The organism is Alteromonas hispanica, from assembly GCF_010500915.1.
In the GTDB taxonomy this organism is placed as follows: domain Bacteria; phylum Pseudomonadota; class Gammaproteobacteria; order Enterobacterales; family Alteromonadaceae; genus Alteromonas; species Alteromonas hispanica.
In genome coordinates, this window is the sequence record NZ_JAAAWP010000012.1 from 1 (window position 1) to 22,683 (window position 22,683).

General features: G+C 41.7%; 37 protein-coding genes. 24 read left to right on the top strand and 13 right to left on the bottom strand.

Annotated elements, in window-relative coordinates:
* The first annotated feature begins 143 nt into the window (after positions 1-143).
* The 7 genes from GTW09_RS15345 (at position 144) to GTW09_RS15375 (ending at position 5,451) form a co-directional block, all read left to right on the top strand.
* Entirely contained in the window at positions 144-467 is a 324-nt protein-coding gene (locus tag GTW09_RS15345; protein ID WP_163112588.1) for a hypothetical protein, read from the top strand.
* A 137-nt stretch (positions 468-604) separates the two neighbouring features.
* On the top strand, positions 605-1,018 hold the full coding sequence (locus tag GTW09_RS15350; RefSeq protein ID WP_163112589.1) for a hypothetical protein: 414 nt from the start codon (positions 605-607) through the stop codon (positions 1,016-1,018).
* 144 nt (positions 1,019-1,162) lie between these two features.
* On the top strand, positions 1,163-2,416 hold the full coding sequence (locus GTW09_RS15355) for an MFS transporter (protein WP_163112590.1): 1,254 nt from the start codon (positions 1,163-1,165) through the stop codon (positions 2,414-2,416).
* A gap of 109 nt (positions 2,417-2,525) precedes the next feature.
* Positions 2,526-2,966 (top strand): type II toxin-antitoxin system VapC family toxin, encoded by a 441-nt coding sequence (locus GTW09_RS15360; RefSeq protein WP_163112591.1) that lies wholly within the window; start codon positions 2,526-2,528, stop codon positions 2,964-2,966.
* A gap of 520 nt (positions 2,967-3,486) precedes the next feature.
* A complete protein-coding gene (locus GTW09_RS15365) occupies positions 3,487-3,864 on the top strand; it encodes a hypothetical protein (protein ID WP_163112592.1) in 378 nt (125 codons plus the stop codon).
* Between the two features lie 78 nt (positions 3,865-3,942).
* Positions 3,943-4,359, top strand: a complete 417-nt coding sequence (locus GTW09_RS15370) for a UPF0158 family protein (protein WP_163112593.1) — start codon at positions 3,943-3,945, stop codon at positions 4,357-4,359.
* Between the two features lie 549 nt (positions 4,360-4,908).
* Complete coding sequence (locus tag GTW09_RS15375; protein ID WP_163112594.1) at positions 4,909-5,451, top strand: DUF4287 domain-containing protein; 543 nt, start codon at positions 4,909-4,911, stop codon at positions 5,449-5,451.
* A 99-nt stretch (positions 5,452-5,550) separates the two neighbouring features.
* Here the strand turns inward: GTW09_RS15375 and GTW09_RS15380 are convergent, their stop codons facing one another.
* Positions 5,551-5,832 (bottom strand): type II toxin-antitoxin system RelE/ParE family toxin, encoded by a 282-nt coding sequence (locus tag GTW09_RS15380; RefSeq protein WP_163112595.1) that lies wholly within the window; start codon positions 5,830-5,832, stop codon positions 5,551-5,553.
* Positions 5,829-6,221, bottom strand: coding sequence for a type II toxin-antitoxin system TacA family antitoxin (locus GTW09_RS15385; RefSeq protein ID WP_420809558.1), 393 nt, complete (start codon positions 6,219-6,221; stop codon positions 5,829-5,831). The genes GTW09_RS15380 and GTW09_RS15385 overlap by 4 nt, the downstream gene beginning before the upstream one ends.
* Before the next feature lie 83 nt (positions 6,222-6,304).
* Between GTW09_RS15385 and GTW09_RS15390 the strand changes: the two genes are divergently transcribed.
* Positions 6,305-6,667, top strand: a complete 363-nt coding sequence (locus tag GTW09_RS15390) for a hypothetical protein (protein ID WP_071968914.1) — start codon at positions 6,305-6,307, stop codon at positions 6,665-6,667.
* A gap of 106 nt (positions 6,668-6,773) precedes the next feature.
* Here the strand turns inward: GTW09_RS15390 and GTW09_RS15395 are convergent, their stop codons facing one another.
* Both GTW09_RS15395 and GTW09_RS15400 read right to left on the bottom strand, forming a co-directional pair.
* Complete coding sequence (locus tag GTW09_RS15395) at positions 6,774-6,995, bottom strand: toxin-antitoxin system HicB family antitoxin (protein WP_012517112.1); 222 nt, start codon at positions 6,993-6,995, stop codon at positions 6,774-6,776.
* Between the two features lies 1 nt (position 6,996).
* Positions 6,997-7,419 carry a putative toxin-antitoxin system toxin component, PIN family gene (locus GTW09_RS15400; protein ID WP_141151539.1) on the bottom strand — a complete coding sequence of 141 codons (423 nt, stop codon included), beginning with the start codon at positions 7,417-7,419 and terminating at the stop codon, positions 6,997-6,999.
* A 197-nt stretch (positions 7,420-7,616) separates the two neighbouring features.
* Between GTW09_RS15400 and GTW09_RS15405 the strand changes: the two genes are divergently transcribed.
* Both GTW09_RS15405 and GTW09_RS15410 read left to right on the top strand, forming a co-directional pair.
* Entirely contained in the window at positions 7,617-7,895 is a 279-nt protein-coding gene (locus GTW09_RS15405) for a type II toxin-antitoxin system RelE/ParE family toxin (protein ID WP_163112596.1), read from the top strand.
* The gene (locus GTW09_RS15410) at positions 7,895-8,188 is read left to right on the top strand and encodes a HigA family addiction module antitoxin (RefSeq protein ID WP_032095616.1); all 294 of its coding nucleotides are present in this window, start codon (positions 7,895-7,897) and stop codon (positions 8,186-8,188) included. The genes GTW09_RS15405 and GTW09_RS15410 overlap by 1 nt, the downstream gene beginning before the upstream one ends.
* A gap of 103 nt (positions 8,189-8,291) precedes the next feature.
* Here GTW09_RS15410 and GTW09_RS15415 read toward each other — a convergent pair whose 3' ends face one another.
* The 4 genes from GTW09_RS15415 to GTW09_RS15430 all read right to left on the bottom strand — a co-directional run bounded on the left by GTW09_RS15415 (position 8,292) and on the right by GTW09_RS15430 (position 9,525).
* Positions 8,292-8,594, bottom strand: coding sequence for a type II toxin-antitoxin system RelE/ParE family toxin (locus GTW09_RS15415; RefSeq protein ID WP_163112597.1), 303 nt, complete (start codon positions 8,592-8,594; stop codon positions 8,292-8,294).
* Positions 8,591-8,833 (bottom strand): type II toxin-antitoxin system ParD family antitoxin, encoded by a 243-nt coding sequence (locus GTW09_RS15420; RefSeq protein ID WP_163112598.1) that lies wholly within the window; start codon positions 8,831-8,833, stop codon positions 8,591-8,593. Before GTW09_RS15420 ends, GTW09_RS15415 begins: the two co-directional genes overlap by 4 nt.
* A 187-nt stretch (positions 8,834-9,020) precedes the next feature.
* Complete coding sequence (locus GTW09_RS15425; RefSeq protein WP_163112599.1) at positions 9,021-9,311, bottom strand: type II toxin-antitoxin system RelE/ParE family toxin; 291 nt, start codon at positions 9,309-9,311, stop codon at positions 9,021-9,023.
* The gene (locus GTW09_RS15430) at positions 9,304-9,525 is read right to left on the bottom strand and encodes a TA system antitoxin ParD family protein (protein ID WP_163112600.1); all 222 of its coding nucleotides are present in this window, start codon (positions 9,523-9,525) and stop codon (positions 9,304-9,306) included. Before GTW09_RS15430 ends, GTW09_RS15425 begins: the two co-directional genes overlap by 8 nt.
* 337 nt (positions 9,526-9,862) lie before the next feature.
* Between GTW09_RS15430 and GTW09_RS15435 the strand changes: the two genes are divergently transcribed.
* The 3 genes from GTW09_RS15435 to GTW09_RS15445 all read left to right on the top strand — a co-directional run bounded on the left by GTW09_RS15435 (position 9,863) and on the right by GTW09_RS15445 (position 10,784).
* Positions 9,863-10,159 (top strand): energy transducer TonB, encoded by a 297-nt coding sequence (locus GTW09_RS15435; RefSeq protein WP_239059425.1) that lies wholly within the window; start codon positions 9,863-9,865, stop codon positions 10,157-10,159.
* Positions 10,160-10,312: 153 nt separating this feature from the next.
* Positions 10,313-10,549, top strand: coding sequence for a DUF4160 domain-containing protein (locus tag GTW09_RS15440; RefSeq protein WP_163112601.1), 237 nt, complete (start codon positions 10,313-10,315; stop codon positions 10,547-10,549).
* The gene (locus GTW09_RS15445; protein ID WP_163112602.1) at positions 10,530-10,784 is read left to right on the top strand and encodes a DUF2442 domain-containing protein; all 255 of its coding nucleotides are present in this window, start codon (positions 10,530-10,532) and stop codon (positions 10,782-10,784) included. The genes GTW09_RS15440 and GTW09_RS15445 overlap by 20 nt, the downstream gene beginning before the upstream one ends.
* Positions 10,785-10,861: 77 nt before the next feature.
* On the opposite strand, the gene GTW09_RS15450 is transcribed toward GTW09_RS15445, so the two are convergent.
* Together GTW09_RS15450 and GTW09_RS15455 are read right to left on the bottom strand one after the other, a co-directional pair.
* Positions 10,862-11,179: a CcdB family protein gene (locus GTW09_RS15450; protein WP_071978549.1), complete on the bottom strand. Its 318-nt coding sequence runs from the start codon at positions 11,177-11,179 to the stop codon at positions 10,862-10,864.
* Positions 11,179-11,424, bottom strand: a complete 246-nt coding sequence (locus tag GTW09_RS15455) for a type II toxin-antitoxin system CcdA family antitoxin (protein WP_071817742.1) — start codon at positions 11,422-11,424, stop codon at positions 11,179-11,181. The genes GTW09_RS15450 and GTW09_RS15455 overlap by 1 nt, the downstream gene beginning before the upstream one ends.
* Positions 11,425-11,629: 205 nt before the next feature.
* Between GTW09_RS15455 and GTW09_RS15460 the strand changes: the two genes are divergently transcribed.
* The 11 genes from GTW09_RS15460 to GTW09_RS15510 all read left to right on the top strand — a co-directional run bounded on the left by GTW09_RS15460 (position 11,630) and on the right by GTW09_RS15510 (position 18,857).
* Positions 11,630-11,881: a hypothetical protein gene (locus GTW09_RS15460; protein ID WP_163112603.1), complete on the top strand. Its 252-nt coding sequence runs from the start codon at positions 11,630-11,632 to the stop codon at positions 11,879-11,881.
* A 146-nt stretch (positions 11,882-12,027) separates the two neighbouring features.
* The gene (locus GTW09_RS15465; protein ID WP_163112604.1) at positions 12,028-12,351 is read left to right on the top strand and encodes a hypothetical protein; all 324 of its coding nucleotides are present in this window, start codon (positions 12,028-12,030) and stop codon (positions 12,349-12,351) included.
* Positions 12,352-12,555: 204 nt separating this feature from the next.
* Positions 12,556-12,810, top strand: coding sequence for a type II toxin-antitoxin system Phd/YefM family antitoxin (locus GTW09_RS15470; RefSeq protein WP_018982647.1), 255 nt, complete (start codon positions 12,556-12,558; stop codon positions 12,808-12,810).
* Positions 12,803-13,066, top strand: a complete 264-nt coding sequence (locus GTW09_RS15475; RefSeq protein WP_163112605.1) for a Txe/YoeB family addiction module toxin — start codon at positions 12,803-12,805, stop codon at positions 13,064-13,066. Before GTW09_RS15470 ends, GTW09_RS15475 begins: the two co-directional genes overlap by 8 nt.
* 638 nt (positions 13,067-13,704) lie before the next feature.
* Positions 13,705-14,055 (top strand): VOC family protein, encoded by a 351-nt coding sequence (locus tag GTW09_RS15480; RefSeq protein WP_163112647.1) that lies wholly within the window; start codon positions 13,705-13,707, stop codon positions 14,053-14,055.
* 681 nt (positions 14,056-14,736) lie between these two features.
* Positions 14,737-15,333, top strand: a complete 597-nt coding sequence (locus GTW09_RS15485; RefSeq protein ID WP_163112606.1) for a glutathione S-transferase N-terminal domain-containing protein — start codon at positions 14,737-14,739, stop codon at positions 15,331-15,333.
* Between the two features lie 345 nt (positions 15,334-15,678).
* On the top strand, positions 15,679-16,050 hold the full coding sequence (locus GTW09_RS15490) for a DUF3703 domain-containing protein (protein WP_163112607.1): 372 nt from the start codon (positions 15,679-15,681) through the stop codon (positions 16,048-16,050).
* Between the two features lie 42 nt (positions 16,051-16,092).
* The gene (locus GTW09_RS15495; protein ID WP_163112608.1) at positions 16,093-16,392 is read left to right on the top strand and encodes a YciI-like protein; all 300 of its coding nucleotides are present in this window, start codon (positions 16,093-16,095) and stop codon (positions 16,390-16,392) included.
* On the top strand, positions 16,389-16,937 hold the full coding sequence (locus tag GTW09_RS15500; RefSeq protein ID WP_071978544.1) for a histidine phosphatase family protein: 549 nt from the start codon (positions 16,389-16,391) through the stop codon (positions 16,935-16,937). Before GTW09_RS15495 ends, GTW09_RS15500 begins: the two co-directional genes overlap by 4 nt.
* Positions 16,938-17,075: 138 nt before the next feature.
* Positions 17,076-17,255 carry a hypothetical protein gene (locus GTW09_RS15505; protein ID WP_163112609.1) on the top strand — a complete coding sequence of 60 codons (180 nt, stop codon included), beginning with the start codon at positions 17,076-17,078 and terminating at the stop codon, positions 17,253-17,255.
* A gap of 123 nt (positions 17,256-17,378) precedes the next feature.
* Positions 17,379-18,857: a hypothetical protein gene (locus GTW09_RS15510; protein ID WP_163112610.1), complete on the top strand. Its 1,479-nt coding sequence runs from the start codon at positions 17,379-17,381 to the stop codon at positions 18,855-18,857.
* 49 nt (positions 18,858-18,906) lie between these two features.
* Here GTW09_RS15510 and GTW09_RS15515 read toward each other — a convergent pair whose 3' ends face one another.
* The 3 genes from GTW09_RS15515 to GTW09_RS15525 form a co-directional block, all read right to left on the bottom strand.
* Complete coding sequence (locus GTW09_RS15515) at positions 18,907-20,196, bottom strand: NRAMP family divalent metal transporter (RefSeq protein ID WP_163112611.1); 1,290 nt, start codon at positions 20,194-20,196, stop codon at positions 18,907-18,909.
* 58 nt (positions 20,197-20,254) lie between these two features.
* Positions 20,255-21,673: an alginate export family protein gene (locus GTW09_RS15520; RefSeq protein ID WP_163112612.1), complete on the bottom strand. Its 1,419-nt coding sequence runs from the start codon at positions 21,671-21,673 to the stop codon at positions 20,255-20,257.
* Between the two features lie 199 nt (positions 21,674-21,872).
* On the bottom strand, positions 21,873-22,670 hold the full coding sequence (locus GTW09_RS15525) for a substrate-binding periplasmic protein (protein ID WP_163112613.1): 798 nt from the start codon (positions 22,668-22,670) through the stop codon (positions 21,873-21,875).
* Between the last annotated feature and the right edge of the window lie 13 nt (positions 22,671-22,683).

Sequence of the window (22,683 nt, forward strand, 5' to 3'; positions counted from 1 at the left end):
AGGAAGTTTTTTACCAATGAGACATAACAAACAAATCATGGCACTCGCTGCCGCTCGCTGGGACGCAAACACGTGCGCGGCTTCGCCATTTTTGCACACGTGTTTGCGCCCCATATTTGGAAGTTAGGTTTCAGGAGAAATATATGAAGAATGGAAGTCTTGCTATACTATTTTTTACCGCATCTCTTTTATTGCCATCATCGGCAAGTGCAGCAAAAGGGGTTGTTGTTTATTACAAATCTGGCTGCAATTACTACATAGTTGATGCAAATATGGGGTATGTAGTTCTCGAGTGGTACGGGGGTAATGATCCAAGTGAGGGGGATACGCTAGCCGGCGATTTTGAAAGCTACGGAAGGAAGGAAATTTACAACGTATCTGCCGACTCTGAAACTAAAGTGTGGGTTGAGGATTACATGCTATCTAAAGACAGCGCTATCGAAAAATACTATGAGATGTGCAATTAACAACCTAACAAAACACTAAAGGCGCTCGCGCTGCTCGCTGGGACGCTAACACATGGGCTGCGTCACTTCGTTCCTAATTTTAGCCCATGTGTTATCGCCCCTTAGTGGGGTGTTATACATCTAGAAGGAACTAAAAAATGAAAAAGGTTTTATTAACCACGCTAATCTTATTTTCAATTTCTACAACCTCAGCATTTGCAGAGGAAGCTTTTTCAGTGTCATCTAGGGACAGGGGAATTACAGCATTTGATTATGTTGTAACGGAAGTAGAACAGAGAGAAGGAATTTCAGTTTTGGATATTCCCAAGTTTCAAGAACGCTCAGCGCAAGCGTCCCGTTGGATGATGTGCGTCTATACTGAATTGGCAATGTCTAAAAACGCAAAATATTGGTCCAGTATCTACACAGACAACAGTGGAGATAAAGTTACCATTGTTTTTCCGCAATCAGATTCTTTACAAGACAAGGCGTTTACTGGGGTAGACTTTTTAGGTACTCAGCCCACAATCGCCCCGGTTGCGCGGTTTAAAGGGTTTTGTGGTCTTAAGTAACCAGATGTATAACAAAACGCTATTGTCACTCACTTCGTTCGCTGGGACGCAAACACGGGGCCGCTTCGCGATTATAGCCCCGCGTCTGCGCCCCAAAGCTTAGTGTTAGGCTTTCAGCATGCATCGCACCTCAATGGGTCTCTCTTGAATAAAAATATTTTTCTTTTGTGGCAAGGACAACTAATAAGCCAGTTAGGAATGCAAGCCTATTCTATTGCGATGATGTTTTGGTTTATGGAGAATACCAACTCATCAGCCTTGATGAGTATTATATTAATATTATCTATATTACCCAGTGTTTTGTTTGGGCCGATCGCTGGTGTGATAGCCGATCAATATTCACGTAAAAACATCATGGTAGTCACTGATCTTATTCGGGGGACTGCCGTTCTTGTTCTATCTCTAACTATTTTAGGTGAATATGGTAGCCAGTTTTTTATCATTATGCTGTTTGCTATGGTCTCTTTAATAAACGGAATATCAAGAGCTTTTTTTCAACCAGCTGTAGATGCTTTCATTCCAGATCTTGTTACAACTGAAAAGCTTTCTAAAACAGTTGCATTCTTCCAGTCCTCGACCCAATGCACAACAATAGTAGGTCAAGCAATGGGAGGGATTCTTTATCGTGCCTTAGGTGCGCCAATTTTACTTTTACTTGATTCTATCTCATATTTTATATCTGCTTTTAGTGAATCTTTTATCAAACACTCTTTTGAAGAGCATAAAAAGAGAATTGGTATTAGCAACAAATATAAACAGCATAAAGCAGATTTAATTGAAGGGTTACGTTATGTCAAAAGCTGTAAAGGGATGCTTCAAACGATGATTTTTGCATCATCGGTCAATTTTTTTATCGCTCCAATTATGCTTCTTTTACCCTTTTATGTAACTGGGCAATTATTAGAAGAGGCTCAATGGTATGGTTTTTTACTAGCCGCAATGGCACTTGGTAGTATTTTGGGGTATTGGCTGTCTGCGACTATTAATGTACAAGGTAACCGCAGAACTTTTATAATGTTTGCTTCAATGTTTTTATTTTCATGCAGTTTAATGTTACTAAGTCAGACTGCATCACCCAAAATTGCATTATTTGGTTTATTCATTGCAGGGTTAAGTCTAGGGGGGTTCAATTTACAGGCGATGACATTATTTCAAAACAACACACCAACAGAGTTACGTGGGCGAGTTATGAGTTTATTAATGACTATATCTAGTGGGTTATTACCATTAGGATTATTAATTGGTGGTGTTTTAGGTACATTAACTAACAATAACACTCAGTTAATTTTTGGGCTTTGCTCTTTTAGCATAGGATTACTCACAATATTTACTAGTTTCAATTTAAATATAAGGAACTATATGTTTAACTCTGAGAGTGCTGGATTAAGTAAAGCCTAACAAGGGTTTTCAAGTCGGACAAATTACAGTTGGCCTTTGTTCGTGCCTCACTTATTTTAGCCAACAGCAATTTGCCGCTTAAAACGGCGTTAGGCCAAGGAAGGATGTTTTGAACGAATACAAACTATTAATTGTAGATAGCTGCGTAATCATTGAGGCCTTCGATAGTGATTCTGAGTATCACTCAGCTGCTATTGAACTCATTGAAAGCATCAAGAATAAAGCTTATAAAATGATCATGCCAATGCATGGTTATTTTGAAGTTAAATGCGCAATCCAAAGGCTAACAGAGTGTGAAGGTAAAACTATTTCAACACCGTATACTAATGCTGGTGATTTACCATTTCATACCCAGCCAATCGACGAAAAATTCATCCTTGATTATTCAGATGTAAATGTTCCTTACGCAAAAGCAGGCGACTACATTTTTCTCATCATGGCCAAAAAACTGGGCATTCCGCTAGTGACCAGAGACCGAGACATGATAAAACGGTCTAAGAAATGCGGTATCGATGTATACAAACCAGATCAAATAATGAGTCTGCTATAGGCCTAACAAACCAAGTAAGCGGGACAATAACACGAGGGCTCCCGTCACTTCGTTCCGTATTATAGCCCACGTGTTATTGCCCCTTCTTGGGGCGTTAGGCGTCATTTACTTACAGCATTAAAAAGTGGGTTCAACCGTGATATTCCAGCGCCAAGGTTGTTTCGCTAGGTTGTCTTTACGGCTTGCTTTTTCGGTAGTTTCATCGGCTTTAGCAACGCCCTTTTCATCAACATCGCAACGCCAACATTCAACATCACCAGTTTTCTAAACTCGTTCTTTTATCCAGCAATGTCGTTAACATCTGGCTTTTCGCACAGGGTTGTTTTATCTTAAATTCAATAATTTAAACACGCGGTCCATTTGGCTAGTGGTGGCAGCAAAGCTGCGTACTTTCAGTTGTACGCCTAACAAAACGCTCAAACCACTCCCTTCGGTCGCTGGGACGCTAACATGTGGGCTGACTCACTTCGTTCGGATTTTAGCCCACATGCTAGCGCCCCTTAGCTTAAAGTTATATGCCATGATGAAATTTGTGCTTTTTTTACTTCTATTTGTCTCATTCAGTGGATGGTCATGCGAAAGGCTTATCGGAACTTATAAAAGTGTAAGTGAAACGCATTGGAATTTTGAATTAAGAATTACAGCAGATAGCGCCTTTCTTAAATACACGGATTATGTTTCTGGAGTTAAAGATACTAGAACTGACTACACGGTCGAATCTGAAGGATATTGCGAAATAAGTGACAATGGCTATTTATTAGTTTTCGCACATCGGAGTTTTGAGATTACTTATAGTAAGCAGCTAACCCATAGCTTTTTTGGTGGAAAGGGCGAATCTGAAGGAATTTCGGGAGAATTCATTGAAGGAAAAATTGTACATTTGTGGAAGGGCAAATAACAAAATGATGAAGACGGATTTGTCACAAGAGCGGTGCCAAACCGCTTATCAAAAGTGTTATGTGCCTAAAGGATGTTTATGCAGGTAAAAATAGACGACATTGAAATGGCTATTGAATTTGCATCCTCCAGCATGTTCGATAGCGAAGCTTATATAAACGTCGATACCGGCGAAATCCATTATGTCGGTGACCTCGTTGACGAACATGCACCGATCGATATCTTCGAAGACAAGAAGTACATTTGTTTCCCAAGAAAAGTGGATCTCGATTTGGGTAAATCAGTTGCTTTAGATTTTGTGACCAACAATATTCCAGAAAAAATAGATGTGACATACGACATATTCAGTCGCAAGGGCGCTTTTTCAAAGTTTAAAAATCTATTGGCTTCTCTGGATCAATTAGACAACTGGTATGAATATGAGCAAGCCGCCTTAAGAAGTGCGGCTTTGGAATGGTGTCGTGAAAATGGCATTGATGTTAGCATCGGCACATAACAAACAAATTAAGTCACTCGCTCCGCTCGCTGGGACGCAAACACGTGGGCTGACTCGCTTCGCTCGGGATTTTAGCCCACGTGTTTCCGCCCCTTATTTGGGTGTTAGGCGTCATTTACTTACAGCATTAAAATGTGGATTCGGATGTGACATTCCAGCATCAAGGTTGTTTCGCTAGGTAGCCTTTACAGCTTGTTTTTTCGGTAGTTTCAACGGCTTTAGCAACGCGCTTTTAATCAACATCACAACGCCAACATTCTGCATCACCAGCTTTCTAAACTCGCTCTTTTATCCAGCATTACCGTTAACATCTGGCATTTCGCACGGGGTTGTTTTATCTTAAATTCAATTATTTAAACACGCGGTCTATTTGGCTAGTGGTGGCAGCAAAGCTGCGTACGTTCCTTTGTACGCCTAACAAAACGCTGTTGGCACTCCCTCCGGTCGCTGGGACGCTAACACGTGGGCTGGCTCGCTTCGCTCGGATTTTAGCCCACGTGCTAGCGCCCCAAAGCTTAGCGTTATGTTTTGAATCAAAAGGTGGAGTATATGGATAAAGCGCTACAAACAATGATTGAAAATATGCCTGAGAAAACAGGTAAGAAATTGGAAGAATGGCTCCAAATATTGGATAAAGAGAATTTTGAGAAACATTCAATGGCTGTAAAGTTTTTGAAAACCGAACATGGAGTAACACATGGGTTTGCAAATACAATTGTGACTTTATCTAAAGAAAAACCTAACTCCTCTGAAGATTTAGTTGAAAATCAATATAGTGGTAAAGAATTACTCAAGCCCGTTTATGAAATGCTTCTTTCCTCAATAAAAAACTTCGGTGAAGATATTGTAATTACACCAAAAAAAGGAAGTGTCAGTTTAATTAGAAAAAAACAGTTTGCTTTAATTAAGCCTGCAACTAAAACAAGAATAGATTTGGGTTTAAAACTCAAAGGTGTCGAAGTACAAGGACGGTTAGAAAATTCTGGGCCATTTGGTGCTATGTGCACCCATAGAATTCAACTAAAGGATATATCTGACGTTGACAAAGAAGTTATTGAATGGCTATCAAAAGCGTACGAAGCGTCTGTTTAGTCAAAACATAACAAGCAAATTAATCAGGACAAATAACAGTTGGTTTTTTCTCCTGCGTCGCTTATTTTAACCAACTGATATTTGCCCATTATTTGGGCTTTAGTTGCCTACAGGAAATTTTTGCTTTTGGTGTAAAACTCGAAGAATGTGAATAATGTCGTCTTTTATGAAATATGAAACGATCATTGAAACCTCTGGAATTATTAACAGTCTTCCCGGTATACCCTCTCTCTCCACTCCCATAAAAGGTTGCTGGTTCAAGTTTTCAACTTTCTTCTCAATTATTGCATCAGTTTTTTCTGCTGCTAATGGATTAAATTCGTATAAAAACTCGAAAATAGCCTCACGATCGTCCAACGAACTTTTTTCCCATAAGATCATTTTTTGGCTTTATTCCTAATTTTCATTTTTCGAGCTTCCATGTCCAAGTTCGCTTCTTCATGACTGACAAACTTGCTTTGCCCACTCTCTAATTTACTGAACGCAGCATTAACCTCTTCAGTAAGCCACTGATCATGAGTAATTATTTTTCGTTGCTGTTCAGCGAGTTCTTCCGTAAGCTCTCTACAAGCGTCACTTAAAGTGCGTCCTTGGCTTTCGGCCATTATCTGAGCTAGCCGTTTAGTTTCTTCATCTACTCTAAACTGAATACGGGTATCCATGATAAACTCCTTATGAAATGTACGTACAAATGTTAGCACACCTGTTAAATTTACGGCAACTAACAAGCGCATTAACTCAGTCGCTGGCGCTCCTTGGGACAAAAACACGTAGGCTCCCTGCGCTTCGCTTGGTATTGTAGCCTACGTATTTTTGCCCGTTATGCGGGTGTTAGGTGCTAAAAGGAAAAATTATGAAATCATGGAATGAATTAACTAATCTACAACGCGCAGTTATCGGTATCGCAATGGTTGTTGCGGCGGCAGTTTTGCCAGAGATAGCCTTCTTAGTTCAATTAGGTGGTATGGAAGTCGCATTTGCTCTCGTTTTTGCTAGCCTAGCTCCCATCATTTCTTGGTTCTCAACAAAATACCAAGCAATTAAAGAATGTTTACAAACCTCAATAGTGGCTTTTAGGCATAGTGCATCTGCTAAACCTTCCGTTTTCTTCGTACAAGCTTCTTTTTGTGCAGCCGCACTTCTATTTACAAGTTCGGGCTTATTGGCTTTTTACTTTTTTATGCCTAGTATGCTGCTAAATGGGGTCTTGGCGTGAGCGCACCTAACAAGCCAATAAACGCACTCACTTCGTTCGCTGGGACGCATACACGCGGGGCGGCTTCGCCATTATGCCCCACATGTCTGCGCCCGTTATTGGAAAGTTAGCTGCCAAAGTGTGAATCAAGCTTATCTAGAAGTTCCAAACCTTTCTTTTTGTCTCCAGTAGCAGCAATCGCCTTAAATCTTACCTCAGTATCAAATTCAGCTATCGCTTGCGTAGACAATTCTTCTATCAATTTATTTAAGCTCAACTTTTTATGCGCTGCCAAAGCCTTCAATCGATTATGCTTATCGTCTGGTAAACGTACGGTTAAAGTAGACATATCAAACTCCTCTCAAATAATCTTCAGGCGCTAACACTTTCAAACCATCAAATTGTAATTCCGCATTTTTCAGGTCTTTTAGGTTATTCGTAATAATGCTCTCGGCATTCCCTGCCACTGCAAGCTCTATAAGAAAGTTATCGCCTTCATCTTTTAAATTTGGCCGCCACAAATAATGTATCTGAACCCATTCGCAAACACTAAAAAATGCTGCTAGCAACTCGCTCACTTCGTCCTCGGTAAGCGGGCACAATTCTTTAATTTTGTCTCGCTTGCTTACTGCTTCGTACTCCAAGAATAAGGTCGTGCTAATCAGCGGCTTTAAATCCCCCAACAAGCATTGCCTTATCACTTCTCGGGCGGGGCCTGTTTTACCAATCAGAGCGCTAATAAGTACACTGGTGTCAATAACTACTTTATTCATGGTTTACATGCTAGCGTATATGCTATCATTTTTCAATTTGACAATTGCAGCTAACAACCCAATTAACACACTCACTTCGTTCGCTGGGACGCATACACGTGGGGCGGCTGCGCCATTATGCCCCGCATGTCTGCGCCCGTTATTGAAAAGTTAGGCGTCAAGTTGCACCGCGTTGCGCAATACGCTACACTCTTTCCATGATTAAGTCATTTAAACATAAGGGCCTGAAGCTGTTTTTCGAAAAAGGGAAAACTTCAGGCATACAGACTAAGCACGCGAAAAAACTTCGTATGCAGTTAGCTGCTATTCACACCGCGCAAGATATTGATGACATTAATTTGCCTGGCTTCTCTCTAAATCAACTTAAAGGGGAAAGGTCAAACATTTGGTCGATATCTGTCAACGGTAACTGGAGAGTAACTTTCGAGTTCACGGATGGTAATGCTTACATCTTAAATTACGAGGATTATCACTAATGAATATGCATAACCCACCACACCCCGGTGAATTTATTGAGTCCATTTACATGGAGCCACACGGCATAAGTTGCAGGACACTTGCAACCCATCTTGGTGTAGCCGCTTCTACACTAAATCGTGTCGTTAAGGGAAAAAGTGCAGTAACGCCAGAAATGGCATTAAGGTTATCAAAGGTATTAGGGCGCAGCCCTGAGAGTTGGCTTAGTATGCAAGACAACTATGAACTTTGGCAGGCAAAGCAAAACATCAACTTGGATAACGTCCAGCCAATAGATCTGCATGCCGCCTAACAATCATATTAAGCCGCTCGCAGGCGCGCTAGGACAGTAACACGTGGGCTCTGTCGCTTCGCTCGGATTTTAGCCCACGTATTACTGCCCCTTATGTGGGTAGTTAGGCGCCAAAGCGTAATTGATTTACATCCATACTTTTATGTAGAATTCTTGTAATCAGAATTTCCTGGCTACCAGTTTGCTTGTAGAAAATAACGTGACTACCTTGCGGAAACTTTCTGTATCCGTCTCTTATTTCGTCGCAGCTTTTACCGATATCAGGATTTTCAGACAACATCCAAAATGAATCGTCGAACTGTTTTAGGTACACATTACGCTGTTCCCGCCCCCATTTCCGTTGCGTAAATAACGCGATATCTTTTAGATCGGATTTTGCGAGTACAGTTAACTTAAATGGTTTCACTCTTTTAATTCACCATCTAGTTCTGATATCAAGTTCTCAAGGTCGTATTCAGCCTCGCCGCTTTCTTCACCTGCTACAAGTAATTGATGCAAAGTGTTTAATTTGGTCTCCTGTGTTTCTAACATGCGAAGAGCTGCTCGAATTACTTCGCTCGCTGAACCATATCGACCAGTTTGAATTTGGCTAGCAATAAAGCCATCAAAATGGTCACCAAGGGTAATGCTGGTATTTTTAGCCATTTACTTTCTCCAAGTACCAATATATACCTAATTATGGTATTTGCGCACTGTAAGTCAATAGCGCATAACAAACGCATTAACACTCGCTGCCCTCGCTAGGGACAAAAACACGTAGGCTCCCTGCGCTTCGCTTGGTATTGTAGCTTACGTATTTTTGCCTGTTATGCGGGCCGTTATACGCAATTGGTCAGAACAACTTTTTAACATCACGGTAAAAATTTTCATGAGAACCAAGAGCTATCAATTCAAGTATTACAGTGCCGTCCTCGTAACTGTAACCTAATAAGGTTAACTGCTTAACCATCTTGAACTTGTGCACGCGAAGAAAAGCAAGGTCGCCTTTTTTCTGTTCACCTAGAAGAGGATAGTCCATCAGTTCCTTTACAGCTTTATCTAAGTCTTTTTTCTGATTCTTATGTAACTTCTTTACTGCTCTCCTAAAATTAGCTGTCTGTAAGACACTCGTAATCTTAGCCAAAATCGTAAGGCTCCAATTTTCCAGCCTCTTTTTCAGCTTTAGAAATAATTGCCTGTTTCACAAATTCGTATGGCAAATCGGGATTATCTTCCATCATTTCACCTATTTTTGCCCAGTGCTCAATCTGTTTTGGCATAGTTCGGTTCAGTGCTCTGCCCATAATGGTAGCTTTCTCAACTAGATCTTGGTCTAGTCTTACGCTCGCGGTTGCCATGATATGTCTCCCAATAGTTAGCCGTTACATTGTAGCAATGCGCTACAGATGTAGCAAATTGCGTATAACAAAAGCATTAACACTCGCTGCGCTCGCTAGGGACAAAAACACGTAGGCTCCCTGCGCTTCGCTTGGTGTTGTAGCCTACGTGTTTTTGCCCGTTATGCGGGTGTTATGTGAACTCACTAAGGAAGGTTTTATGAACTACAAGAATTTACTTTTCGTCACCTATTTTCTGTCTACTGGTGTACTCGCCGCTGGTAATTATGCCTCTGTAGAATTAACGCATTTGAATCCAACAAATGCCAAAAGCACTTAGCTCAGAGAGAAGCAATTCATGCCACGCTATCCCGTTGAGTTGGCAATGAAGGGAATTGCTGGCTGTGGAATATTTAAAGTAATAGTCGACGAAAGTGGTTCAACCGAAAGTATCGATCTTATTAGCTCAGTTCCTAAAAAGGTTATTTCTAAGCCAGTAACGAAAGTTATTAAAGATTGGAGTTGGACGTTGGCTGACGGCAAATCCCCAATCCGCGAAGAAAAGCTATTGAGGCTAGATTTCTGTATGGGGGGTAGTACAGAGGAAGAATCTATTTTAAAGTGTAAGCAACAGGCAGCTATGGCGTGCGAATAGCGTTCACATAACAAACAAATTATGGCACTCGCTGTCGCTCGCTGGGACTCAAAAACGTGCGCGGCTTCGCCATTATTGCACACGCATCTGCGCCCCTTAGCTTAAAGTTATCTTCTCGTTGGCATTCCCGCACTTTTCATATAACCTTTCAGCATGCCAACAGTATTAAAAATTGGGCCATATCGCTTTTTCTTTTACAGTAACGAAAATGGTGAACCGGCCCACATTCATATTCAACGCGAAAGAATGCTAGCTAAATTCTGGCTTCGTCCTGTCGCGTTAGCAAGTTCAACTCGCTTTGCTCCAAAAGAACTTAGAACTTTGGAAAAGCTTGTTGTCGAAAATAGAGATGCTTTTTTGGAGGCTTGGAATGGCTACTTTAGCAGTTGAACATCACCCACAAGCTGTGTCGGTGTCTTTCGACGAAAGTTCTTTAATTGTCGAGCTAATCGACGGCAGAACTATTTCTGTTCCTTTATCCTGGTTTCCTAGCCTTTCTCAAGCTAGCTCATCTCAATTGCAGGATTGGGAATTGTTAGGTGATGGTGAAGGTATTCACTGGCCGCAGCTTGATGAGGATCTAAGTGTAACCGGTCTACTTATCGGCAATCGCAGCAGAAGATAACAATCAAATGTTGGGGACACACACGTGGGCTCTGCTTCGCAGTATAGCCCACGCGTATGTGCCGCCAAATTAGGGCGTTATATTCCAGTGATAGCGAAGTCTATTGCATCTATCAGCAGTGCTCTGGATTGCTCCAACGAACCAATACGATCGTGGAGCACGTCTTCGGGTATAGAACTAAGTTGTTGTGCTAGAAATAAATATGTTGTGTCCTCGAATTCTATTTCCGGCGTCAGCTTCTTCATGTAGAAACTGTTTTTAGTATTACTAGTTGTTAACGGTACAACCAGCCTTGTTGCCAATTGGTCGATTACAGAATTTTGAACATCAACAAGAAAAGGGTAAGCTTTGCTAGTTTTCTTGCTTGGGTTTCTGTAAACATCAAATTGCGCCATTAGAAGTTCCTGTACTCATCACCTATACAACCGTTCTCAGCAACAAACTCGTTGTATGCAGCTATGGCAGCTTTGTTTTCTTTTTTCCATTTCTCTGCTTCAATACTTTTTAGCTTGTCTCTGAGTGCTTGCTCTAATGTCGCAGAAAGGTTAACTTTTAAACTTCGAGCTTTTTGCAATAAGTCGCTATTTAAGCTTAGATTTGTCGCTTTCTTGGGGGCATGGACGTCATATAAATCTTGCATTTTATCACTCCAACTAATTTCACCATTAAGTATACGCATACAAATGCGCATTGCAAAGCATGGTTGGAATATAACAAACGCATTAACACTCGCTGCGCTCGCTAGGGACAAAAACACGTAGGCTCCCAGCGCTTCGCTTGGTATCGTAGTCTATATATTTTTGCCCATTATGCAGGTGTTATACACTTTTCAGGAAAAGGATATTATGAAGATTAAATTAGTAGCCGCTCTACTGTTGTGTACCTTTTTAAATGGCTGTGCGTCAACTTCAGACAAAGCAGCAAAGGATTTTCTTGATGGCGCAAGCTCCAGCGCTGAATCGAGACACATGGAAGAATTAAATAAAAAGTATCCTAACAAACCTGACCATAAAAACGACTTCATAGAAGACACAATGTCTGGTGCACTTACCGCACTTTTCCGAGGCATATTTAGCTCCGATGAAGATAACGAGTAAAGCAAGGCTTTCTCGTCACATGTATAACAAACAAATTATGGCACTCGCTACAGCTCGTTGGGACGCATACACGTGCGCGGCTTCGCCATTATTGCACACGTGTCTGCGCCGCAAAGTTCAGCGTTAGCCACTAAAAAGGATTTTCCATGGATACAGGTTTTCTAATTCTTTTAATATCCTGCTTAAGCGGCTTTATATATTTGATCATTGGCTATCTGCTTTCCTTTAAGCAAAAAGCGAATGTACTTAACGGTATCGACTTTTCTAAAATTACCGACCTAACTGCTTTCTGCAAATACGTAGGCAATAGCTTTTTATTATCTGGTGTAGTACAAATCTTAGTTGGGCTGTTGGCTTACTTAGCTTATTTAAACCTTTTGATGTTCGTAGCTATTTATGTTTTCTTCTCGACATTGCCCATTGTTAATGTCGTCAGAGCTATGCGCAAATTTCAAAAAAGTACTTCGTAAGTGAAACGCGGCTAACAACCCAATCAATACACTCACTGCGTTCGTTGGGACGCATATACGCGGTGCGGCTTCGCCATTATGCCCCACATGTATGCGCCCCTTGTTGGAAAGTTAGCTGCCACAGCGCACTAATGCACAACATACTGTACAGGTGCTCATTTTCGATCTAAACTTGTTCCATATAATGTACAAGTGAGGTGCAAAATGAGAATAGTCTCCTTTACCGAAGCACGAAATGGTCTAAAAGCCGTTTTGGACAACGTCATCAACGATGCAGATACTACAGTAATCACTCGTCGTGACTCTGAAGATGCTGTTGTAATGTCATTGGATTACTACAACAGCCTTATGGAAACTGTTCATCTACTTCGTTCCCCAGCGAACGCTGAACACTTAAATCGTTCAATTGCACAGTTTAAAGCGGCAAAAACGACCCAGCGAGAACTTATTGATGAGTAACAGGTTATTATCATGGACTGATGAAGCTTGGAATAGTTATGTCTTTTGGCAAACTCAAGACAAGAAAACCTTTAAACGAATAAATAAGTTAATTTCCGATGTTAAGCGCTCTCCATTTGATGGAATTGGAAAGCCGGAACCTCTTAAAGAAAATCTTTCAGGTTTCTGGTCCCGAAGAATAGATGACACTAACCGTTTGGTATATACCGTGGATGATAACGCAATTACCGTTATCTCATGTCGTTACCACTACTAATAATAGGTGGCAGCTAACAATCACATTAAGCCGCTCGCAGGCTCGTCGGGACAGAAACACGTGGGCTGACTCACTTCGTTCGAATTTTAGCCCACGCGCTAGCGCCCCTTAGCTTAAAGTTAGGTGCTAAAGGGATATGAGCTTCGAAAGATTTAATCAACATCGACATAACGTAGGTGGTAATTCCGTTTGCTTTTCCTACGACCGTTTTAATACTAAATTTGAAGTCAAGGTGGGAGACACCATTGCTTATTCAAAGTACTTGTTGTTCTGGCCTAAGCATAAAGCAACTGTCCAAATCGGTTCTAGTTCATATACTCTCAGCATATACTGGTTTTTAATATGGGGCGCGTCTTTAAAAAAAGACAACTCAGTGGTTGTAAAAGAACTACTTCCCAAACGTCGTAGACGCTCAATAACACTTCTCTGCTATGGTGTTTTTATTGTTTTACTTCGGGCTGCATTTGTTGTTTTTGAACCGTAGCACCTAACAAAAAACTGTAGTCGTTCGCTGGCGCTCACTGCGCGTTATGTAATCAGGAAGGTTTATGAAATATATTCTCACATTGGCGCTATCCTTATTTATTGCTAGCACTAGTGCAAATAACTTAGGTGAAATAAAGGATGAAAACACTGAAATGGCTAGAAATAACAAAATTAACTATATTGAAATTCCAGCACAAAATATTGTAGCTACTAAGGCTTTCTTTGGTGAAGTGTTTGACTGGTCATTTGTCGACTATGGACCAGATTATTGTAGTTTTGCTGCTCAAGGCGTTGATGGAGGTTTCTTTATATCTGATTTAGTTGTTTCTACTAAGACCGGAAGTCCGTTAATTGTTTTATATAGCAATGAACTTGAAACGACTCAAAATAAAATTGAGAAAGCAGGCGGTAAAATAATTAAACCTACATTCTCATTTCCTGGTGGTAGAAGGTTCCACTTTAGCGACCCAAATGGAAATGAGTACGCAGTTTGGTCTGAGTAGGTAAAACTTGCAGAAGCTCGCAGCGCAGAGATAGAGTCTGGTACGGTAAAAAGCATTAGTTGGGAAAACCGCGGCTAACAAACCACTAGAGCCTCTCGCTTCGCTCGCTAGGACGCTAACACATGGACCGCGTCACCTCGCTCGGATTTTAGCCCACCTGTTACTGCCCCTCAGGTGAGTGTAGGCATTAAGGAGTATATTCAGATGGACCCGGACTACTCAAACTATGATCTCACGGAGCTCGTAGAAGCACGAGAATCAATTGATCGTAATGCTCACATCCACCGGTACTTTAAAATCTGCCAAGAAATCGACGCTAGAGTTATTCAGCCCAAAGAAATACAAAGGCTTAACAGTCGAAATAACTTCTCTAACTTAGTATTTGTAAAAGTAATTTTTTCGCTTTTGAGCATATTTTTTACACATAAGCTCTTTATTGCATTTACAGACAGTTATATATCTTGGAGAGGCAAAACAAACTACTATGCTCAACAAAGTCCTAATGTTTACTACTTATTGGTGGCTGTAAATGTATTCTTTCTGCTTTTCTGCGTGTACTTGGTAGTTACAAATCGTTGGGCTAATAAGCTCAATGCTTAGCAAAACGCTGTTGGCACTCACTTCGTTCACTGGAACAGTAACGCGCCGCTCGAATGAGACGTTACATAACAAGGAAAAACTGTGAAAATTTACGGAGATATTCAATCTGGAAACTGCTACAAAATCAAATTGCTATGCTCATTACTGGAAATCGAGCACGAATGGGTTCATATCGACATAATAGCCGGTGATACATCGAATACGGAGTTTTTAGAGAAGAACCCTAATGGAAAAATTCCTCTCCTTGAGTTAGGCATTGGCAAATACCTGTCAGAATCCAATGCTATATTAAATTATCTGGCAGCGGGCAGTGAGCTGCTTCCAACAGATACTTTTGAGCTTGCAAAAGTACAGCAGTGGCAGTTTTTCGAGCAATACAGTCACGAACCATATATAGCGGTTGCGCGCTTTATCGCCAGGTACCTTGGCTTGCCCAAAGAGCGTAAAGAAGAATATGACGCTAAACAGGCTGGAGGGCATAAAGCACTGGCAGTGATGGAGCAACAACTTTCAACTACGCCATATCTAGCAGGTGAGTTACTAACTACAGCAGATATCAGTTTATATGGATACACTCATGTTGCACACGAAGGTGGCTTTGATCTAAAAGAGTATCCGTCAGTCTTAGCATGGATTAACAGAATACAAAAAAATCAGCATTACATTGGAATGCTATAATATTTGGCGTTGAAAAAGTTGCTGCACCAAAAATCGCTCATTGGCGCTCGCCCTTTTCGAGCGAGTATAACGTCACATACTCACCAGCATCGCAGACGAATTTTGTCAGTCAGAATAGTAGCTGTATGCAAGCCAAAGGACGGAAAACAAGCTGAACGTGAAGCCCTTGTAGAATCACATCTTCCGACTCTTAGAGCCGAGAGTTAAGTTTGGCGATAAACAATGTGTACCACCTAGGTGAAGAAAAAATTGTTTGTGGCGCTAATGATGGTAAGAATGAAGAAACGCGGTAACAATCAAAGTAAGCTCGCGTTATAGCTTACTTCCAATTTTAGGGTTTTCGATATGTTTGGCACATTTTCTAAGAATATTGCTGGTAGCGTAAGTGCAGAGTTACGGCTTTCTAAAGAAAGAGAAAAAGATGGGCTTATTTCTCACTCTTTTCGTCATTTAGAAAATGCTCATGTGCTGGGTCAAGAGTCTACAAAGTGGCATGTAAAAGTGCATTTTTTAATGCTGCTATGGGCTATTCGGCAAAGGAATACTAAAGAGTGTTTAGGCCAAGTTCTTCGTATTATTGGTGCTTTTAGCAAAACGGCCATTGGGCTGATTCCTCATGGTAATACAGGTGGGTCGAACATTAGCCCATTTAAAACGCTTCCCATAAAAGCCGAGCACCAAATGCTTATCAATAATGCCAAACGCACCGAAACCTAGAGAGCTATTCCACCTAAAAGCAAATTGCTGCGAGTTAACACCATGTATTTTTTATTAACCTACGAAGTAACTTCTAACTACGAACAAGCACGAGCCCCCTATCGTGAACAACATTTAGCACTGGCGAAGGCCGCTGCTGATGCTGGCGAGCTGTGTTTGGGCGGTGCTGTTGCTGCCCCTGCAGACTCGGCAATATTAGTGTTTAAAGGGAGTTCAAAAGACGTAGCCGACAAATTCGCACTCAACGATCCCTACGTTATCAATGGCGTAGTGACAAGGTGGGCGGTAAGGCAATGGAATGTAGTTATCGGCGCTTATACAGACATAACAACATCGCCATGAAGATAGTTTTAGTGCGACACGGAAGGCCAGCAAACTCTCAAAACCTTCGTTTAAACAGTGCCGGCTTCGCCAACTGGGTTAAAAATTACAATCATTCGTTGGTCGCCTCCGATAGTCGGCCTGCGTTTTCATTTAATGATATGTTTACCAACTACTATATTGTATCGAGCGACTTGCCTCGCGCCATACATAGCTGCAAAATTGCATTTAATAGGCCACCCGCAGTCACCTCCGCTTTGTTTCGTGAAATGGATATTCCACGCTTTAAACTGCCATTCACGTTAAACGCATGGACGTGGGTTTATTTAAATCGTGCGCTGTGGACCATAGGAAAGTCTGGCCCTTTTGAATCTTATACCAAGGCAAAAAGTCGAGCAGAAAGCGCCGCTGTCACACTCATTGATATTGCAAAAAAAGAAAGCAACGTTATTGTTTTTGCTCATGGCTATCTTAATTTGCACATGCGAAAGCATTTTCGGGCCTACGGGCTTAAACAGACAAGCAAATCTAGTGCATATTGGGGCGTAACCATGTTTGAAAGCTAACTTTCAGGTCATTTTACGGAAAGGGCTGAAATACTCGGTTACGTTTTTGAAGCCGTAGTTCTTGCAAAGAGCACTGTATTAAACCCACACTAAGCTTTTATTATACTCAATCTCTTGAATAATCCTTGGAGGGTATTAATGCCAAAACTTCTCCGTATTACTTTATCGTTTTTGCTGCTATTTGCTGCGCTAGCGTCATATAGCGCAGGCTTTGATAGCGGGCTATTTATTTTTATTCTACTGGGCTTTTTGTTAGAGGCCGGTTTTTGGTTCGGACTCTTTCCTATTAAGCGAACCAAAACAAAACAATCGGATTGATTCACACCGCCAAACTGTTGAAAAAATAACCAGCCCGTTTTATTCTCTTTAAAACGGGCGAACTCGCTAGAGCTGTTGTTTAATGTTATCGCCTTGCCTAACTACTCACATGGACGTTTTGCAATGACCAAGATTTTTACGATTGGCGATAGTATCTCTCAAGGTTTTATGTCGGGAAGCGCCGCCAACACTAGACTGAGTTACAGTACACTCCTTGCCGAAGCCTTGGGTGAAACCAACTATCGCTACTACCGTTGGGATGAACGCTATAAAACAAAAATTGATTTAGAGCGCATTTTTCGTGCATTGGAAAGAAAGTTTGGTTCGAATATTCGAGGACTGGAATGGCTCAATGCTTTTTCAGTTATTAATGGCGTTTTAGATCAAGCCGAAGATTATTATGAACGCGGCGAAGGTATGCCTGGTCTTCCGGTGGGTAGCCCTTTTGACAGTATCGGGTTTCATAACGTTGCTGTAGAGGGCATGGATGTAGGTGATGCATTTATGGTAACGCCGCAATCTTGCCTTGATGCAATAGCAAAGGGAGATGCATCTGGCGATGGCTACCTTCACGCTGTGGGCAATCCGTTTTCCAGAAACGCTTATCGTATTCTCAACCCACTTGGCGATAAGGGAATGGCTGAGTTTGGCAACTTTACCGCCGTTGATTGGTTGAAGCGCTGCGCTAAAGAAGAAGGCGTAGAAAACCTCTTTTTATGGCTAGGCGCAAATAATGCCCTTGGTACTGTATTAAGCCTAAGTATTCAGCAAACTCCTAACGATCCTGATCGAGTGTTAAAAGCGTCTCGTGAAGAGCGCAGTAAATGGAACCTGTGGCATCCCAACGACTTTAAAGCAGAATACACCGCATTGTTAGACAAGGTGGTAGATGCAATGCAAGAAAACAAGGAAGCTGATTGGAAAGTTTTTGTGGGGACAGTCCCCTTGGTAACCATAGCCCCTATTGCTAAAGGCATGGGCGAAAAAAGAGTGATTACCGACCCTTCTCGGCCTGGAAAAAAAGCACTTTATTACGAGTTCTACTCTTACTTTCCTCTATCCGATTCAGCTGCAAAAGACTGTGGTAAATATCTCCCCTTTAGAGATGCACTGTTTATTGACAAAACCATTGTTGAATTTAACCGCATTATTACTACGCTTGTTGCAAAGAAGAATAAGGATTTAGGGCGTGAGCATTTTCACATTGTCGATATCGGTAGAGATCTCACCGATATGGCTTGGAAGCGAAACTTTGGCGAGCCTTCATACCCGCTCCCTGAAGCGTTACAGTTTATTTATCCGCCCATAGATACCAAATATTACGATACGTCGCCTGAGGGAGATATCGCGTCGGGGGGCATTTTCAGTTTAGATGGTGTACACCCTACTGCCATTGGCCAGGGCATTATTGCTGAAGAGTTTCTAAAAGCAGTTAAAGAAGCCCGCCCCGAGGAGAATGTTAAATCGCTAGATTGGCAAAAGATAATCGCCAGCGATTCATTGCGAGCCAAACCAATAACTCTGATGCGAGAGCTATATGAGCACGATAAATTGGTGAAATTTATTTGCTCGGTTGGAGATATTATTAATCTTAAGGACTAGGACCTGTTGCCATTATCGGCATTTCGTTTAACCAGTGACGCCATGGCTTTTAAGCCAGCCATTTCCACCATACAAACACGAGAAGAAAACCAAACAAGTACAGTAAGCCTAAATAGCTAACGGCGGTAACCCACACACTCGGCGCTGCATCGGGATGCAGTTGACTGCGGGCAACCAACCTGTGATTAAGCCATGCAAATACAGGGGTTGTAGTAAAGGCCAGCGTCATGGCAAAGCCAAGCATGGCGAGTAATGCAGATTTAAAAAACAATACAATAACAAAGCTGACGGCAGCCATAACAAGTAGCACTCCAGTAACTAACCTGTTGCTCACGGCAGTCTTAGTAGGCGCATTGGTTTGAGACAAATCATTTTTGCCTGATAGCAACGAAATACCTTCAGCAACAACTCGCGCATAGCCGTCGTAAACAGTCAGTGCTGAACCAAAAATACACAAAAAAGCCACCAGTGCGATAAGCCAATGCGCCCACTCGCCTATAGTGGTGGAATACATGCTAATTAGCTGATGAGAAAAACCTATACCGCTTGTTGCTAAGGTTTCCCCACTAGAATGTAGTACCAACGCCCCTAAACCGAGAAACAAGATGGCAAGAAGCACTGTTACTGAGTATCCAAGGTTAAAATCGAACAGCGCGTTTTTAGGAGTAACTGTTTTATCTTTGCATTGTCGCTTAAGCCATAACGACGTTATTGATGATATTTCAATGGGAGCGGGCATCCACCCCATAGTAACCACTAAAAAACCTAGTGTCGCTAGAGTCCACGGCGAAGGTGAAGGTTCAGCGGGCTTTCCTAAATCGGTATTGGTATAGCGCAGTAAGGCGACGATAAAAACTGCAATAGTAGCTACCACCAGCAAGCCCATGATGGCTTTAGCGATATTGTCTAACCCCTCAAAATGCCCCGCTAGTAAAATAACTAAAATAAGACTAAGTACTATAGAAGACGATGTCGTAATGGAGATGTCGAAGGGCATAAAGTACGAGAGCAAACTTGCTGCAAAGAGTAAAAGCGCGGCGGCATTAACCACACAAGCAATCATATTTAAACACAATGCTGACGCTAGATACCGCTTACCCATACTCAAATAGCCTTGCTGTAGAGTATTTTGGGTACTAATGGTGTAACTAACCCCCGCTCTGAAAAAGGGGTATTTGAGAATGTTCACTACTAGGATAAGAATAGCCAGCTGCCAACCAAATTTTGCCCCAGCTTGCGTTGAAGCCACTAGGTGACTTCCGCCTACGGCCGCTGTTGCCATCAATACTCCAGGCCCTAAAAGCGATAGCAGTGCGCGAATGCGAGACATTAACAACATATAAAACGGAATACTCTAAGCATTAAATTAAAATTAATGGGCAAAGATAACAGGTAAATTAAAAGCTATACATAGCGCCCGTGAATAAAAAAGCACTGTTATCGCTATAGTCACCGCGCTCAAACCCTTGCCCTTTAAATAAGTAGGCACCGCCAATTGCTAAGCGTAAATTGGGCTGCACATTATAACGCCAGCGCGCTTCTAGTTGGTGACCAATGAAGTCATCTACATTCACTGGCGCTTTTTGATACCACAGAGCTTTATAACCTAGTAGCACATGATGAGCCGAACTCGGTTTGCTTATGCTTCTTAATCCTACTGTTTTAAGGTTTCGTCTTGGCATGGCCTGATAAACATCGGTTGGGCCAAAGTCGAAGCGTCTTACCCCGAACAGACTGTCGAAGTTCTCAATGGTGTCATCCGACGCATTATTGTCTCCACTGATGTAGTCGAATTCTGCACGTACAAAGGTATTAGCGCCAACCTTTTTACCTAAGTAACCAAACAACATATAAGCTCGCACATCTTTGTCTAATGAGTCATTTACGGCGTTGGTTTCTCTTGCTGTTCCAGTTTGCCCTACTAGTTCAACATTTCCTTTCCAGCCATTTTCAAACGCTTTGGTGTAGTCGATAGAAAGGGTGTAAAGGTCTCTATTTGTCGTCGCTAACTCTTGTCCGTCGTCCTCTTTTAGCCAATAGCTCTGCAGCTTCAAGTTATTATCGGGAGAAGTAATATATGCCCCAAACATACGTCTTTCACTAAAGCTTTTATCGAAGGCTCTTTCGTTACTGTCGATACTTTCCGCGTCGTTTGGAAATCGCGATACCGGCTGAATATAAAGCCCGCTAATATTCCAGTTTGAAAACGTGGCATCTACCACTATGCCATCGTAACTATTTGTTGCATTGCGATAGATGGTTTTTGCTAACAGACGTCGACTGCCATAGTCTAACTCCATACGCCCAATCTTTACCGCGTTAATATAAGATGAAGAAGTAGGCGTATAAGATACAAATAGCTGAACTGGCTCAAGTGTGTTTACTTGGTTCGCTTTTAAGGTAGGGTCGTTATCATCAAGAAAAGCGCGAGAATCTCTCAGATCTAAAGTCGCGCTAACATTGTTATAACTCACCTGAGTATTCAAAATGACCCGCGTAGAAATACGCTCGTTATTTTGCTCTCGCTGTTCCCGTGTTGTGGGGAAAATAGGGTTGTGCAAAGATTCATAACGCACCCGAAATGAGCCGGAAACATCAACATGTAATTGGTTGCCACCACTTTTCTTAGCGTTTCCGTTCAAACTGTTATTTGATTGATACTTATCTGTTTCAGAGGCATTTGCAGTCAAAGTGAAGGTGAAGAACGCAAAAAGTGATGCTAATAGCAGCGTTAATAGTGGCTGTGAAATGAAAGTCTGCGATGACAATACAGCTCGAGTAGAAAAATAAGGTAAAAAGCAATGTTGTGCGAGCATTAACTGTCCGAATAGCTTTAGCAGAAATGATAGACGGCAATTATACGCAATGCGCGTTTCAGCGCACTATTTGTGTGCTGCAAAACTATAATGATGAAACAGTCATTATATGTTTTTGATATAAGCGGCGGTGTTTCTATCGTCTATCCAACACCGCCAACTACATCGTATAAGTTAAAAAGCGAGGGCAAGCCTGGTTTTAACGTCTATCGTAATTCACCTTCTTTTGAGGGTGTTGATAGTAACCTTCTTTTAATAGGCGCTTAAATCTTGTCAACTTGCCTTCTAACGTCAGCTCTTCTATGCCTTTATTGAAAAGCGACAGAATTAACTGACTATCGGGCTTTCCTTTAGGCACTAAAAGATGAGTGGTTACAGTTGATATAAACGGCGTAATGCGCGCCACTTCATCCCGTTCCGCATCTGTGAACTCGCGCTCAAGTAAATACCAGCCTGTCAGCTCATCTATGGGAAATATATCAATATCTCCGTTAACTAATGCTTCTAGGTTTTCTTTATCTGTGGCTCGTTTCACAACATTTTTGTTGTTTTTAACGAAAGTGGCTAGCTCATCGTTGTAGAGATATCCCTCGGTAATGCCCATTTTCAAATCTGCAATATCGCTTAGCTCAGACCACTGTCGGTTTTCGTATTTACTATTTACATAAAATATTAAACTTTCGGCACTTATTGGTTTGCTATGGAAAAACTCATCCTCTCTAGAGCGGATAAAATTGCCGTATGATAGCGCGTCAAACTCACCTGCGAGCGTGGCTTCTAAGGCTTTTTCCCACGGCATGGCCACATATTCCACTTCAACGCCGGTTTCTAACAGCGCATCGGTGATGATGTGGTTTATATAACCGTCATGTTGTAAATCGGTAGAGGTATAGGGTGCATACTCTGTTGTTGCAATTCTTAGTTTCAGCCACGCATGACCATGGCTTAACGATGGCACTAAGGCCAATAAAAAGATAATGGTGCTAACTATTCTCATGATAATTCCTCTT

Coding starts and splice junctions, on each gene's coding strand:
- GTW09_RS15400 (WP_141151539.1), bottom strand. CDS start 7,419: ATGAATAAAGTAGTTATTGACACCAGTGTACTTATTAGCGCTCTGATT.
- GTW09_RS15405 (WP_163112596.1), top strand. CDS start 7,617: ATGATTAAGTCATTTAAACATAAGGGCCTGAAGCTGTTTTTCGAAAAA.
- GTW09_RS15375 (WP_163112594.1), top strand. CDS start 4,909: ATGGATAAAGCGCTACAAACAATGATTGAAAATATGCCTGAGAAAACA.
- GTW09_RS15455 (WP_071817742.1), bottom strand. CDS start 11,424: ATGCAAGATTTATATGACGTCCATGCCCCCAAGAAAGCGACAAATCTA.
- GTW09_RS15430 (WP_163112600.1), bottom strand. CDS start 9,525: ATGGCAACCGCGAGCGTAAGACTAGACCAAGATCTAGTTGAGAAAGCT.
- GTW09_RS15445 (WP_163112602.1), top strand. CDS start 10,530: ATGGCTACTTTAGCAGTTGAACATCACCCACAAGCTGTGTCGGTGTCT.
- GTW09_RS15365 (WP_163112592.1), top strand. CDS start 3,487: ATGATGAAATTTGTGCTTTTTTTACTTCTATTTGTCTCATTCAGTGGA.
- GTW09_RS15525 (WP_163112613.1), bottom strand. CDS start 22,670: ATGAGAATAGTTAGCACCATTATCTTTTTATTGGCCTTAGTGCCATCG.
- GTW09_RS15460 (WP_163112603.1), top strand. CDS start 11,630: ATGAAGATTAAATTAGTAGCCGCTCTACTGTTGTGTACCTTTTTAAAT.
- GTW09_RS15395 (WP_012517112.1), bottom strand. CDS start 6,995: ATGTCTACTTTAACCGTACGTTTACCAGACGATAAGCATAATCGATTG.
- GTW09_RS15505 (WP_163112609.1), top strand. CDS start 17,076: ATGCCAAAACTTCTCCGTATTACTTTATCGTTTTTGCTGCTATTTGCT.
- GTW09_RS15500 (WP_071978544.1), top strand. CDS start 16,389: ATGAAGATAGTTTTAGTGCGACACGGAAGGCCAGCAAACTCTCAAAAC.
- GTW09_RS15390 (WP_071968914.1), top strand. CDS start 6,305: ATGAAATCATGGAATGAATTAACTAATCTACAACGCGCAGTTATCGGT.
- GTW09_RS15450 (WP_071978549.1), bottom strand. CDS start 11,179: ATGGCGCAATTTGATGTTTACAGAAACCCAAGCAAGAAAACTAGCAAA.
- GTW09_RS15420 (WP_163112598.1), bottom strand. CDS start 8,833: ATGGCTAAAAATACCAGCATTACCCTTGGTGACCATTTTGATGGCTTT.
- GTW09_RS15475 (WP_163112605.1), top strand. CDS start 12,803: ATGAGTAACAGGTTATTATCATGGACTGATGAAGCTTGGAATAGTTAT.
- GTW09_RS15510 (WP_163112610.1), top strand. CDS start 17,379: ATGACCAAGATTTTTACGATTGGCGATAGTATCTCTCAAGGTTTTATG.
- GTW09_RS15435 (WP_239059425.1), top strand. CDS start 9,863: ATGCCACGCTATCCCGTTGAGTTGGCAATGAAGGGAATTGCTGGCTGT.
- GTW09_RS15380 (WP_163112595.1), bottom strand. CDS start 5,832: ATGATCTTATGGGAAAAAAGTTCGTTGGACGATCGTGAGGCTATTTTC.
- GTW09_RS15345 (WP_163112588.1), top strand. CDS start 144: ATGAAGAATGGAAGTCTTGCTATACTATTTTTTACCGCATCTCTTTTA.
- GTW09_RS15370 (WP_163112593.1), top strand. CDS start 3,943: ATGCAGGTAAAAATAGACGACATTGAAATGGCTATTGAATTTGCATCC.
- GTW09_RS15350 (WP_163112589.1), top strand. CDS start 605: ATGAAAAAGGTTTTATTAACCACGCTAATCTTATTTTCAATTTCTACA.
- GTW09_RS15515 (WP_163112611.1), bottom strand. CDS start 20,196: ATGTTGTTAATGTCTCGCATTCGCGCACTGCTATCGCTTTTAGGGCCT.
- GTW09_RS15465 (WP_163112604.1), top strand. CDS start 12,028: ATGGATACAGGTTTTCTAATTCTTTTAATATCCTGCTTAAGCGGCTTT.
- GTW09_RS15520 (WP_163112612.1), bottom strand. CDS start 21,673: ATGCTCGCACAACATTGCTTTTTACCTTATTTTTCTACTCGAGCTGTA.
- GTW09_RS15495 (WP_163112608.1), top strand. CDS start 16,093: ATGTATTTTTTATTAACCTACGAAGTAACTTCTAACTACGAACAAGCA.
- GTW09_RS15490 (WP_163112607.1), top strand. CDS start 15,679: ATGTTTGGCACATTTTCTAAGAATATTGCTGGTAGCGTAAGTGCAGAG.
- GTW09_RS15440 (WP_163112601.1), top strand. CDS start 10,313: ATGCCAACAGTATTAAAAATTGGGCCATATCGCTTTTTCTTTTACAGT.
- GTW09_RS15410 (WP_032095616.1), top strand. CDS start 7,895: ATGAATATGCATAACCCACCACACCCCGGTGAATTTATTGAGTCCATT.
- GTW09_RS15480 (WP_163112647.1), top strand. CDS start 13,705: ATGGCTAGAAATAACAAAATTAACTATATTGAAATTCCAGCACAAAAT.
- GTW09_RS15470 (WP_018982647.1), top strand. CDS start 12,556: ATGAGAATAGTCTCCTTTACCGAAGCACGAAATGGTCTAAAAGCCGTT.